Below are 13,019 nucleotides of genomic sequence, written 5' to 3'. Positions count from 1 at the left end.
ATTATAAACTGCAGTTTCCATCTATAATATCTTGTTTAGTGGGGTTGAAAAAATTACCATAGACATTATATGACCCTAGATTACCATTGGTTAGAAAATTTCTTAATTCACATAAATCTTCAAGACGGTAGTTGCCAAGAATTTTCATTTCATTAGTAACATTGGTTAGTCCACTTAGACCCGTTAGTGTTTTTAGGTTCAAATTGCCCCCAATAGATAAATCGTTGTTTATATTTTGCAGATTATTAAGCCCTTCTAAATTTAATAGAGAATCGTTGCCTTCAATTGTAAGGTAATTTAAACTCACAACATTTGAAAGGCTGCTTAGGTTTGTTATTAGCTCGTTGTCTTGAATGGAAACATGTTCTGTGGGAGTGATATTTCGCACTCCATTAATATTGAGTAATGAATCGTTATTATTAATAAGAAGATGTGTAACCGTAGCAGTCACATTTTCTAACCCATCCAAATCTTCAAGGGAAGGGTTTTCTTGAATTGACAAAAAACCAATACCCATATTCGTCAAATTTGAAAGCCCATCAATATTAGTGATTTTGGTATTATAGCTCATACTAATTGGTTGCCCAATTGACTCCAAATTACTTAGCCAGTCTAGGTTTAAAATTTCTGGGTTATCATTCAATATAATCTTGTCAGCAACGGTTCTAATTTGATTGAATCCATTAAATGTTTTTAATTTCAAATTTGTTTGAAGTGATAGTCCGCCAAAAATTTCAGTAATATTTTGTAGGCCTTCAATCCGTTCTAAAGAAAGGTTTTCTACAAAGGCAATATCACCACCAATACTAGATATATTTTCAAGTCCGGCTGTAGAAACCAATTCTCCATTAAAAACAATATATAAGTTGCCATCTATGTTTTCAAGTCCCGATAAAGGTGTTAAATCTGTAATGTTACTATAATTAGATTGAGTCTCTCCAATAGTAAGCGTTCCAGTAATATGCTTGGTTCTATGAGCTCCAAAAGCTATTACTTCCTGTTGTGTTTTTAATTGGATATCTCCTTCATAAACAGGGTTTTCAGTCAAATCGGTTAAGAAAATTGTTGCCAACGCAATCTCAGAAACAGGTTCACTCGTTACTTTTACAATTCCCGTAATGGTGGGATTTGTTTCAAAATCAAAAAGAGATTCATCAGCAACTTTTAGTTCGCCAGAACTTGCATCAATAGAAAAGGCGCCCGAAGGTGTTTGTTCTGTAATTGAAAATGTAACCGAGCCGTCATTCGTGCTTCCTTGAACGCTTCCAATAACTTGCCCATTTGTTGGGTTTTCATCTATTGTTATGGAAAAATCACTAGTGGTAACGGTTATTTCAGTTTCTTGGGGCACTGGGTCATCGCTGTCTTTTGAGCAGGAAATGAAGGTGAAAGTTGAAAGAATAAAAAGAATGTAGAAATAATTTCTGAAAAAGTATATCATTATTAAAATTATGTTAAAAAGTGAGATTTCAAATATAAAAAAAATCCCGTGTGCAAACGACGGGATTTTTCCTATTAATCAATAAAATGAATTTTCTAGTAGTAAGTAAATCTTCTAACCTGCGCAATATATTTCGCCAAGCGAATTACTTGGTGGCTGTAGCCATATTCATTGTCGTACCAAACGTAAAGCACTACGTTGTTACCGTCTTCCGTAACAATGGTGGCATTGCTATCAAAAATTGCGGGAGAGCAAGAACCAACGATATCGCTAGAAACCAATTCGTTGTTTATTGAATATTGAATTTGCTCAACTAAATCACCTTCCAATGCATATTGTTTCATCGTTGCGTTAAGATCATCTTTTGAAGTTGATTTTCCAACCTCTAGATTTAAAACAACCAATGACCCGTTTGGAACAGGAACACGAATAGCGTTGGAGGTAAGTTTGCCGGCTAATTCAGGTAACGCCTTTGCAACCGCACTTCCAGCACCAGTTTCTGTTATTACCATATTTAATGCTGCAGCACGACCGCGACGGTATTTGCTGTGCATATTATCAACCAAATTTTGGTCGTTTGTATAGGCGTGAATGGTTTCCAAATGCCCACGAACTACGCCGAAAGAATCTTCAATTGCCTTTAAAATAGGAGTGATGGCATTAGTTGTACAAGAAGCTGCCGAAAATATATCAACCGTATTTGGGTCGTATTCATTCTGGTTTACACCGTGAACAATATTTGGCACGCCTTTTCCCGGGGCAGTGAGCAATACCTTTGCAGCGCCTTTCGCTTTTAAATGGCGGCCTAATTCTTTATCGTCGCGGAATGCACCCGTATTGTCAATAATTAAAGCATCTTCAATACCGTATTGTGTGTAGTCAATATCCTCTGGATTATTGGCGTTAATAATATGAACGGTGGTGCCATTAATTATTAAGGCGTTGTTTTCAAGATCTGTGCGCACAGTTCCGGGGAAATCGCCATGAACCGAATCAAATTGCAATAATGAAGCACGCTTGTCTAAAACCGTTTGGTCCATCTTGCCGCGAACTACAATAGCGCGAAGTCGAAGTTGGTTGCCTTGCCCTGTTCGTGTCATAAGCTCGCGAGCGAGCAAACGGCCAATACGTCCAAAACCGTAAAGTACTACGTCTTTTGGCACCACTGTTTTGGCTTCTTTGGCATTTTTCAATTTATCTGAAACAAAAGCCAACGCATTCGAATATTTATCGTCTTCTAGATGAAACTCGTAAGTAAGTTTCCCAATGTCTAACTTTGCTGGAGGGAGATCTAATGTTTTAATCGCCTGCGCAATTTCAACAGAATCAAAAATTGAAATTGGCTTTTTTACAAATTCACCTGCATATTCGTGCAGGTTTAAAATTTCACTCACATTGCGGTCTATAAGTTGGTTGCGGAAAAGTACCAGTTCAATGGACTTATCGTACCAAAGGTCGCTAATGATTTTAATAAATTCTACTGAAGCTTTTCGGCGGTCAGTTTGAAAAGACAGTTCTTTTTCATAAACGTCATCAAAACTCATAAGGATACATTTTTTAAGTCCGCGTCTTCAGTTTGGTTGTGTAGTTTGAAGTACGTGGAGCGTGTTAAAATTTTGTGCAAAACTACTTATTTTCATCGGCTTGAGGAAATAAAAAGTCATAATAAAAACACCGCTGAAATTTTGGAATTTCAGCGGTGATAAATTTTTTAAAAAATAGTTCTATCTAAAAATAAACGAATTGATGTTTCCGGCATTATCCATAAAAGTCATCTTTATCGGGGTACGATAATCGCGCTGACTCATAATTCGTTTTGCATCTTCAATATTGTGAATGGGTTCATCATTTATAGCTGTAATAATAATCCCTTCCAATTTATAGCGCGCAATTTCTGGTGATAAGGCTCGCGTTACCTCCACGCCATTTTTAAGACCGCGCGCTTTTAATTCTTCGGTTGAAATATTTTTTACTTCTACCCCCAAATCATCAATCGAAAAAGTTTCCAGTTTAATAAGTTTTACAGGAAATTTCTTAATTTCTCCGTCGCGCATTACGGTTACTTCTACAATATCCTTGGGGCGTTTAGATCCTAAATAGCCCGAAAGGTCGGCAAATTTTCTAACCTTGTAACCGTCCAATTGCTTTATAATATCGCCTTTTTTTATACCAGCTTTATCGGCACCGCTTCCTTTTTCAATGCCGCCTACAAATACCCCTTGGGTTTCGTTAAGTCCAAATTTTTCAATTATTTGCGGACTAATATTGCCAACTTGTATTCCTAATATTCCACGCTGTACATCGCCGTATTCTAAGATGTCTTCAATTACTTTTCGGGCATTATTTGATGGAACCGCAAACGAATACCCCACATAACTTCCAGTTTCTGAGGTAATAGCTGTGTTTATGCCAATTAATTCGCCTCGCGTATTTACCAGTGCACCACCGCTGTTTCCACGGTTTACAGCGGCATCAGTTTGGATGAAGGATTGCGTATTACCGTCAAACTGATTTAAATCGCGTGCCTTGGCACTAATAATTCCGGCGGTAACCGTTGAGGTTAAGTTAAACGGATTTCCCACCGCGAGTACCCATTCGCCAATTTTTACATTGTTCGAGTCGCCAAAGGGTATGTAGGGAAAGTCGTTTTCGTCTTCAATCTTTATCAGCGCTATGTCTGTATTTGGGTCCGTTCCAATCAATTCGGCCTTAAATGTTTTGTTGTTGTTTAAGGTAACTTCAAGATTTGTAGCATTGGCAATAACGTGATTGTTGGTTACTATATAACCATCCGGCGAAATAATTACTCCGCTACCACTGCCAACCATAGCGCGTGGTTGGCCACCGCCTTGCAAATACTCGAATATATTGGTGGGTTGTCTGCTAACAGTAGTGTTTTTTACGTGAACCACAGCGTGTACTGTTTTTTCTGCAGCTTCGGTAAAATCGGTTGTCATTTCTGCCGCCGAACCAGCATAATTGGTAGGAATAAATTTAGTTTGTGAAGGTGTTTCAATGGCAATAAGCTCCTTTTCTTCAAAGTATTTATAGCCTCCAAGCGTAATGGCGCCAGCAAATAGCGCAACAAGAAATAAACGGATTGTTTGCTTCATTGTATAAAATTTTTAATTAATACTAACTTTATTTTATATGAAAACTTTGTTTTCAAGTTTTTCATTTTTTAATGTTTCAGCATTTTCAATCGCGGAAGATGGATCTGAAAATCTGTTTTCTGAAGAAATATTTACGAATACCTCTACAAATTTAACCAAGATAGTCCGAAAATAGTATGCCAAGTTTTTGGTTTTAACTTGCATTTAACGTCTAAATATCAACGATACACCTCATGGCTTTTTATATCTTTGCGCACTATGGAATTTACTTTCTACAAATATCAGGGCACAGGCAACGATTTTGTGATTCTCGATAATCGCGAAGAATTTTTCCCGAAGAAAGATTCGCAGCTTGTGGCCAAAATTTGCGACCGCCGTTTTGGCGTAGGTGCAGATGGCTTGCTTCTGTTGGAAAACCATCCTACTGCAGATTTTAAAATGGTTTATTACAATAGTGACGGAAACCTAAGTACAATGTGCGGTAACGGTGGAAGGTGTATTGTTCACTTTGCCAATTATCTGGAAATTATTTCCGGACGCACCACTTTTGAAGCCGTTGACGGGATGCACGAGGCTACCATTAATAATGAAGGGGTTTCATTAAAAATGAATGATGTAGAAACTTTTGAAGTTACAGACGCTTATACTTTTTTGAATACGGGCTCACCGCATCACGTTGAAATGGTTTCAGATTTGCAAAACTTTGATGTTTTTGGGGAAGGTAGAAATATTCGAAATAAAATTTACGGAACAGATGGTGCAAATGTAAACTTTGTTGAAAAGCAAAACGCTTCCACTTTTTCAGTCCGTACCTACGAGCGGGGAGTGGAAAATGAAACTCTTTCGTGCGGAACAGGTGTAACTGCTGTGGCACTGGCAATGTTTGAAACGGAGAATACTTCAGAAAATAAATTAACGCTAAATACCCCCGGCGGGCAACTGCAAGTGCGCTTTAATAAAATAGATTCGCATTATACAGATATATATTTAGAAGGACCTGCAACCATGGTTTTTAAAGGAATTTGGCAATGGAAACGTTAAGAGGAGAAAATATTTTTTTACGCGCTTTGGAACTTTCAGATCTGGATTTTCTTTATACTCTAGAAAACGACGAATCGCTTTGGGAAGTTAGCAATACCACAACGCCCTACTCTAAGTATATTTTGCAACAATATTTAGAAAATAGCCATCGCTCTATTTACGATGTGCAGCAATTGCGACTCGTAATTTGTAAAAATAATGATTCTGCTCAAGTAGGTTTTATAGATTTGTTTGACTTTGATCCAAAACACAGCAGAGTAGGGGTAGGTATTGTAATATTTTCTGAAGCCCATAAACGAAAGGGCTTTGCGGCAGAAGCATTGCAGCTTACCTGCAATTACGTTTTTGAACATTTAAAGGTGCATCAGATTTTTGCGGGAATTACGGAAGAAAATGAAGGCAGTATAAATCTATTTGAAAAGGCAGGTTTTATAAAAGCCGGTCTAAAAAGGGACTGGGTATTTGCAAACGGAAGATATAAAAGTGAATATTTTTATCAATTAATCAACAATTCGTAGTACTGCGATCACACTTTAAAAAATGTATATAAAAAAAATATTAATAGCCATCTTTTTCCTCGGAGCCGTTGTAATGGGCTTCTTTGCGTGGTATATTTACGACACAGCATTTACTGGAAATACCGCTTTTAACAACAAGGAAGCGCATGTTTATATTCCTACCAATGCTACAATAATTGATGTGGTTGAAGAAATTGAACCGCTCTTAAAGGATGCCGAATCGTTTAGAACTATTGCAGACCAAAAGCAATATACTTCAAATATTAAACCGGGTCATTTTATAATTAGGAAGGGAATGACCAATAATGATATAGTAAACACGCTCCGAAGTAGAAATATTCCTATCAATGTAAAATTCAACAATCAGGAACGGTTGGAAGATTTGGCCGGCCATATTGCAAACCAAATTGAAGCCGATAGCCTATCGCTCTTGCAGGCAATGACCGATCCCGAGTTTTTAAAAGAAGTGGGAATGACTAAAGAAACGGGCCTATCTATGTATATCCCAAATACCTACGAATTTTATTGGAATAGCTCTGCGAAAACTTTTCGCGATAGAATGAAAACCGAATACGAAAGATTTTGGAACGAAGCTAGAATTAAAAAGGCTAAAAACTTAAATCTTACGAAAGAACAAGTTATGGCGTTAGCATCTATTGTACAAAAAGAAACAGCAAAGGTAGATGAACGGCCAAGGGTGGCAGGGGTTTACCTTAACAGGCTGCGAGTGGGTATGTTGCTTCAGGCAGACCCCACGGTTATCTATGCGATTAAACGCGAAAGTGGTGATTATAACCAAATTATAAAACGAGTACTTTATAAAGATTTGGAATTAGATTCGCCTTATAACACGTACAAATATGCAGGCATACCACCAGGACCCATTACAATGCCCGATATTTCTTCAATAGACGCCGTATTAAACCCCGAAAAGCACGACTATTACTATTTTGTTGCCGATGTAACCAACTTTGGTTATCACAAGTTTGCCAAAAGCTTAGCACAGCACAATGTTAACAAGGCAGAATATGTGCGTTGGGTAAATAATCAGGGATTAATGAGGTAATAAATGGTTTTTAAATCTTGTTAAAACCAATTACTAGGCAGGTTAAATTTTGTTAATCCTGCTAATGTTTTTATCATTTTTCTTATCTTTTAATTTATAAGATATTGACCGTCAAGTGTAAATGCGATAGTCAATCGTTCTTTGGCATAGTTTTTTCATATAGCGCGGCGAATATACGTTTGCCAAAAATGTGTGTTTGTTTTTTTAAAGATTTTATTTCGTCTCGCACAAAGCGATGACGCGATAATTATAATTTAAAACTAAGTAAAACATGACAAAACGTTTTATGAAATTGTCTGCGCTGCTGGCTGTTGCAGCATTTGTTGCAATGGCATTCTCTTCAAAAAGAGTAGATTACAGCAGTTCTATATTCGCTACAGATATTGTAGGGAACGTAGCCCATGTTCCTTACGAATACGAAGTGAATTTGAATTCTCAAGATAGTGTTCCTTTTCTTGGGAAGTCGTTCCAGGGTTTCTGTCATGACCTCGGCTTTAGCGAAAGCAGTGGAAATTACAGAGCCGTGAACAGATTGGGTTATTTGGGCAAATACCAGTTTGGCCGTTCTACCCTTCACTGGGTAGGAATTACCAATACGTCCCTATTTTTAAACAGCCCTTTGTTACAGGAAAAAGCGTTTAAAGCGTTAATTTCTAAAAACAAATGGGTGCTTAGGGATTATATTGATGAATATAACGGCAAAATTATTAATGGTGTTAAAATATCCGAATCGGGCCTTTTGGCTGCGGCACATTTGGGAGGAGCCGGAAATGTAAAAAAATTTCTGGATAGCCAAGGAGAATACGTTTTTAGAGATGCGAATCATGTACCCATTACAAAATATATGAAACGCTTTGTAGATTACGATATCTCCCATATACTCCCTGACAACAACGCTAGAGCGACATTATAATTATTGAAGAAACCAGGTTGACAAGCCTGGTTTTTTATTTAATATTATTTTAACAGCCTACAAATCAGATTATTAAAAAAAAGTATTATCTTTGCCGGCTGAAACGACGATGTAATTTTACATCCGAATTTTAAACTTAATGAAAAAAAGAATATATCTAATTGCAGTATTACTTGTCGTTACTGTACTAGTAGGGACAGGTTTCATTTCAAAAGATAGCCACGATTTTTCTGCATTTAGCACGGAAGGATTAGAGTTATACTATCACGTTCCCACAGAAGCTGAACTCACTCCATTATTAGCACCTGTGATCCCACAATATAATTTATTTTTGGGTAAATCCTATTTAGGGTTTAAAGAAGCTCTTGGTTTTAAAGAATCAAGAGGAGATTACCAGATCGTTAACGATTATGGTTATATGGGAAAATATCAGTTTTCAAAAGCCACCCTTAGAATGATGGGGCTTAAAAATGCCGATAATTTTCTTTACGATACGCGCCAACAGGAAGCCGCCTTTATGGCCTATACTTCATTAAACAAGTGGATTTTGCGCAAAGATATTAAGCGCTCAGTTGGCAAAACCATGGCCGGGGTAAAAATTACCGAATCGGGAATTTTAGCTGCTGCCCATTTAGCGGGAGCAGGCAATGTAAAAAAATTCCTTAGAAGCGCAGGAACAAATCGTTTTGAAGATGCTAACGGTACTTCAATTCGTTATTATTTGCGCAAGTTTTCCGGCTACGATACTTCGCATATTGTGGCGAATAAAAAGCCGAGAATTATATAGTTAATATCCTTGAATTATAAATAAGGTGGGTCTTTTATGAAGGTCCACCTTTATTTTTTTCCATGAATTCACAGTTGCGGTTTTTATATATTCTGAAGCAAGAGTAATATCGCAAGCAACACAAATTTGTGTCTGCGGATTAAGATTTTCGGTGAGGCTTTGTAGCATTTGATTATTGCGGTAGGGCGTTTCAATAAAGAGCTGCGATTGATCAAGCTCTTTTGAAATTTTTTCCAGACGTTTTAATTCCCTTTTACGTTCACTTTTATCAATGGGTAAATATCCGTTAAATGCAAAATTCTGACCGTTAAACCCACTGGCCATCATTGCCAAAAGTATGGAAGATGGTCCCACTAAAGGAACCACCTTAATGCCAAGTTCGTGGGCATAATGTACGGCACGCGCGCCAGGGTCTGCAATTCCCGGACAGCCGGCATCGCTAATTACACCAACATCAAAACCCTCTAAACACGGATTGAGCATCGCAGGAATTTCCTCAGGTTGGGTAAATTTATTTATTTCCTGAAACTTTAGGTTGGGTTGTTTTTTTTCAGGTACAATTGTTTTTATAAAGCGCCGGGTATTTTTTTCGTGTTCAACAATGTAATGGTCTATTTTTTCGATTGCCTTTTTTACTGAAATGGGAAGTACTGCCAGGGGCTGAACATCGCCCATCGGGCAGGGAATAAGGTATAAATTTCCTTTTTTTGAATGCATTATTGAATAATTAGTTTTTTTACGGTTGTTTGTTCCTTGGCTGAAATAATTTTGGCAAAATAAATTCCCGTCTCTAAATTTGAAATCGAAATTACTTTTTCACTACTTAAAATATTTTCTTCCGAAAGAACTAAACGCCCTTCAATATTAAAAAGTGAAATAGTTTTGAGAACGCCATCCTTTAAATGAAAAGAAACATTTTCTGAAGCGGGATTTGGAAGCATATGCAAACTATTTTCCATTAAAAAGGCTTCAGTATTGGCAATTTCGCCTCCTTTAACTTTATAAATGGAGCCGCCAAGATCTATTATATAAAGTTCGTTATTAACATCTTCACCAAAAGAAACCCAACTTCCAGTAAAAGTGCCGTGTTCTACTAAAGTTCCGGCATTGTCCACAGTTCCAATAAGCCCACTACAAAAGTCTGCGAAAAAGTAAAGTCCAGAAATATCTGTATAAATGGAGCCTCTGTAAACATATCCTCCCGAAATGGAACAATTGCCGCTACTATGGGTATATTCTGCTAATGGAAAGGTTAATTCAGACTGTGGCGGGCAATTTTGTGTGTTAAAGGGCTGGGTGCCTTCATAGCATCTCCATCCGTAATTTATGCCTGCTTCGGTAACATTAACTCTGTTTATTTCTTCGCGGCTTGTTTGGCCTACATCTGCAATCCATAGATTATTCGCGACAAAATCAAACGAAAATCGCCACGGATTACGTAAACCGTATGCCCAAATTTCATCAAGCGCATCCGGATTTCCCACAAACGGATTGCTCGCTGGAATTCCGTAGTTGTTACCGCCGCTGGGATTATCAATATCAATGCGCAGGATTTTTCCTAAAAGAGAACCTAAATTCTGTCCTCGGTTGTCAGGATCGCCACTACTGCCGCCATCTCCGGAAGCAATATACAAATACCCATCAGGTCCGAAAGCCAAATTACCGCCGTTGTGGTTTGGAGCCGGCTGGGAATAGTCAAGAATTGGTAATTCTGAAGCTGGATCTGCCAAATCGGGATTTGTGCTATCTACCGTAAATCTTGAAATTTGTGTGTTGCCGCTTATATCGGTGTAATTCACATAAAAATAACCGTTATTAGCATATTCTGGATGAAAAGCCATGCCAAGCAAGCCACGCTCGCTATTTGTTGATATTTGGGCCGAAATGTTTAAAAATGGTGTGCTATTTATGGTGCCATCGCCCTGAATTACTTTTATCTGCCCACCTTTTTCAACAACAAATAAACGGTCGTCGTTGGCATGCTGTAAGCTCAAAGGTTGATTAAAGTTGTCTTTAAACAATTCTATGCTTACATCTTGAGAAAAAACCGATGCTGAAATTATAAAAAAGAGTAGGGAGAGTAGTGTGTTTTTCATAGCTAATTTTTTTAGTGATGTATTAAATATAAGAAAATCAGCCGTAAATAGTATTAAAACCTTTGGGCAATTTGCGTGCAAGCTTCATCGAGCATTTTATACACATTTTCAAATCCGGAATCTCCGCCAAAATATGGGTCGGGAACATCTACATTTTCGTCGGGGAAGATTTCATCGAGAATCAATTTTACCTTTTGGCGATGCGCGTCGGTTTTAGCAAGGGCCAAAACATCATCTTTATTGCTGTTGTCCATAACGTAAATTAAATCGAATTCATCAAAATCCTTTACATTAAATTGTCTTCCGCGTTGTTGGGTAATATCAATATTGTATTTTTTTCCTACCGCAATACTTCTTTTATCTGGCGTATCGCCCACGTGCCAATGTCCTGTTCCGGCAGAATCTACGTGTACTTTTGAAGTGTCTATCTTCGACTTTAAAATTCCCTCGGCCAAGGGCGATCGGCAAATATTGCCAAGACAGACCATAAGGATTTTGTGTTTTTTCAAAACTGAATTGTAGTTTAGAAGTTAGTATAATTTAAAAATTTATAGAAAAAATTGAATCGTAAACCTGAGTGCACGCTCATCGGAGGAGCGGAGCAATTCAACTATAATTAAAGTGTCAATTTTTTACTTAAATCTTCTACGTATTTTCGAAATTGCTTATCGGTACTTGAGAGGTTATCAACCGTTTTACAAGCGTGTAGAACCGTAGCGTGATCACGTTGCCCAATTTGCGAACCAATGGAGGCAAGGGAGGCTTTTGTAAATTTCTTCGCAAAAAACATGGCCAATTGTCGGGCTTGTACAATGTGTCTTTTTCGTGTTTTTGATTGCAGTGTATCTACATCCATTTGGAAATAATCACTCACTACTTTTTGAATGTAGTCTATAGAAACTTCGCGTTTGGTGTGTTTTACATAGTTATCTACTATTTTTCGGGCGAGTTCTATTGTAATTTCCTTTTTGTTAAAGGAGGAGTGGGCAATCAACGAAATTATGGCGCCTTCCAGTTCGCGAATATTGGTCTTTATATTATTGGCCAAAAACTCTATAATATCATCGGGCATTTCTACCCCGTCGCGATACAGTTTGTTTTTTATAATGGCAACCCGGGTATCGTAATCTGGGTGGTTTAATTCGGCTGAAAGTCCCCATTTAAAACGCGAGAGCAGACGTTGCTCTATGTCAATCATATCAACGGGAGCTTTGTCGCTGGTTAATATAACTTGCTTGCCATTTTGGTGTAAGTGATTGAAAATATGAAAGAAAACATCCTGTGTGCCTGCTTTTCCAGAAAGCAATTGTATATCGTCCACAATCAACACATCTATAATTTGATAGAAGTGAATAAAATCGTTACGGTTGTTCTTTTTAACCGATTCAATATATTGTTGCGTAAACTTTTCAGCAGAAATATAGAGTACGGTTTTTTCGGGATATTTATCTTTTATATCTACTCCAATCGCGTGCCCCAAATGGGTTTTTCCTAATCCAACGCCTCCAAAAATAAGTAAAGGGTTAAATGAAGTTCCGCCAGGTTTGTTGGCAACAGCCAGTCCGGCCGAGCGGGCCAAACGGTTAGATTCGCCTTCCAGAAAACTTTCAAAATTATAATTTGGATTGAGTTGCGATTCGATTTTTACATTGCGAATACCGGGAATAACAAATGGATTTTTAAGCTCTGGGCTTTTGTTCTTTACCGGTACATCTATTTCTTGCGATTGTAGGTTACTTCGGTTGGCACTCGGTATTTTTTCAGTAAAGGGTTGTTTGTTGCCATAGGTGTTTTCCATTCTAATAATGTACACCAATTTGGCAGTGGAACCTAATTCTTTAGTAAGTGCTACTTTTAAGATTTTAACATAGTGTTCTTCAAGCCATTCGTAAAAAAACTTGCTTGGCACTTGAATGCTCAGGGCATTGTCCGTTAGCTTAACCGCTTTAATTGGCTCGAACCAAGTTTTAAAAGCCTGCGAAGTGATGTTATCTTCGATAAAAGCCAAACAATTGTTCCAAACCGATTCCGCAGTTTTGCTCAT

At 37.7% G+C, this 13,019-nt stretch carries 13 protein-coding genes; 6 read left to right on the top strand and 7 right to left on the bottom strand.

The window, feature by feature from the left end; translation table 11 throughout:
- Window position 1: 1 nt before the first annotated feature.
- The 3 genes from QCQ61_RS00065 to QCQ61_RS00055 form a co-directional block, all read right to left on the bottom strand.
- Window positions 2–1,441, bottom strand: a complete 1,440-nt coding sequence (locus QCQ61_RS00065; protein WP_279448669.1) for a cadherin repeat domain-containing protein — start codon at window positions 1,439–1,441, stop codon at window positions 2–4.
- 95 nt (window positions 1,442–1,536) lie between these two features.
- On the bottom strand, window positions 1,537–2,985 hold the full coding sequence (locus QCQ61_RS00060; protein ID WP_279448667.1) for a glyceraldehyde-3-phosphate dehydrogenase: 1,449 nt from the start codon (window positions 2,983–2,985) through the stop codon (window positions 1,537–1,539).
- A gap of 180 nt (window positions 2,986–3,165) precedes the next feature.
- Complete coding sequence (locus QCQ61_RS00055; RefSeq protein ID WP_279448665.1) at window positions 3,166–4,554, bottom strand: trypsin-like peptidase domain-containing protein; 1,389 nt, start codon at window positions 4,552–4,554, stop codon at window positions 3,166–3,168.
- A 37-nt stretch (window positions 4,555–4,591) separates the two neighbouring features.
- On the opposite strand from QCQ61_RS00055, the gene QCQ61_RS00050 reads away from it, so the two are divergent.
- The 6 genes from QCQ61_RS00050 to QCQ61_RS00025 all read left to right on the top strand — a co-directional run bounded on the left by QCQ61_RS00050 (window position 4,592) and on the right by QCQ61_RS00025 (window position 8,879).
- Window positions 4,592–4,729, top strand: a complete 138-nt coding sequence (locus QCQ61_RS00050; protein WP_279448664.1) for a hypothetical protein — start codon at window positions 4,592–4,594, stop codon at window positions 4,727–4,729.
- 83 nt (window positions 4,730–4,812) lie between these two features.
- Window positions 4,813–5,595 (top strand): diaminopimelate epimerase, encoded by a 783-nt coding sequence (gene dapF, locus QCQ61_RS00045; RefSeq protein WP_279448663.1) that lies wholly within the window; start codon window positions 4,813–4,815, stop codon window positions 5,593–5,595.
- Window positions 5,583–6,113, top strand: coding sequence for a GNAT family N-acetyltransferase (locus QCQ61_RS00040; RefSeq protein ID WP_279448660.1), 531 nt, complete (start codon window positions 5,583–5,585; stop codon window positions 6,111–6,113). The genes dapF and QCQ61_RS00040 overlap by 13 nt, the downstream gene beginning before the upstream one ends.
- Before the next feature lie 22 nt (window positions 6,114–6,135).
- Window positions 6,136–7,179 (top strand): endolytic transglycosylase MltG, encoded by a 1,044-nt coding sequence (gene mltG, locus QCQ61_RS00035; protein ID WP_279448658.1) that lies wholly within the window; start codon window positions 6,136–6,138, stop codon window positions 7,177–7,179.
- Window positions 7,180–7,450: 271 nt separating this feature from the next.
- Window positions 7,451–8,092, top strand: a complete 642-nt coding sequence (locus tag QCQ61_RS00030; protein ID WP_279448656.1) for a hypothetical protein — start codon at window positions 7,451–7,453, stop codon at window positions 8,090–8,092.
- Window positions 8,093–8,231: 139 nt separating this feature from the next.
- Window positions 8,232–8,879, top strand: a complete 648-nt coding sequence (locus QCQ61_RS00025; RefSeq protein ID WP_279448655.1) for a peptidoglycan-binding protein LysM — start codon at window positions 8,232–8,234, stop codon at window positions 8,877–8,879.
- On the opposite strand, the gene QCQ61_RS00020 is transcribed toward QCQ61_RS00025, so the two are convergent.
- The 4 genes from QCQ61_RS00020 to dnaA form a co-directional block, all read right to left on the bottom strand.
- On the bottom strand, window positions 8,880–9,596 hold the full coding sequence (locus tag QCQ61_RS00020) for an SAM-dependent methyltransferase (protein WP_279448654.1): 717 nt from the start codon (window positions 9,594–9,596) through the stop codon (window positions 8,880–8,882). It abuts the gene before it with no gap.
- Window positions 9,596–10,975 carry a PQQ-dependent sugar dehydrogenase gene (locus tag QCQ61_RS00015; RefSeq protein WP_279448653.1) on the bottom strand — a complete coding sequence of 460 codons (1,380 nt, stop codon included), beginning with the start codon at window positions 10,973–10,975 and terminating at the stop codon, window positions 9,596–9,598. Before QCQ61_RS00015 ends, QCQ61_RS00020 begins: the two co-directional genes overlap by 1 nt.
- Before the next feature lie 53 nt (window positions 10,976–11,028).
- Window positions 11,029–11,463 (bottom strand): low molecular weight protein-tyrosine-phosphatase, encoded by a 435-nt coding sequence (locus tag QCQ61_RS00010; RefSeq protein WP_279450278.1) that lies wholly within the window; start codon window positions 11,461–11,463, stop codon window positions 11,029–11,031.
- A 128-nt stretch (window positions 11,464–11,591) separates the two neighbouring features.
- Window positions 11,592–13,019, bottom strand: a complete 1,428-nt coding sequence (gene dnaA / locus QCQ61_RS00005) for a chromosomal replication initiator protein DnaA (RefSeq protein WP_279448651.1) — start codon at window positions 13,017–13,019, stop codon at window positions 11,592–11,594.

Source organism: Aequorivita marisscotiae (genome assembly GCF_029814825.1).
Lineage (GTDB): Bacteria > Bacteroidota > Bacteroidia > Flavobacteriales > Flavobacteriaceae > Aequorivita > Aequorivita marisscotiae.
Note: the sequence above shows the minus strand (reverse complement) of the source record. Positions and strands in the feature narration are given on the sequence as shown.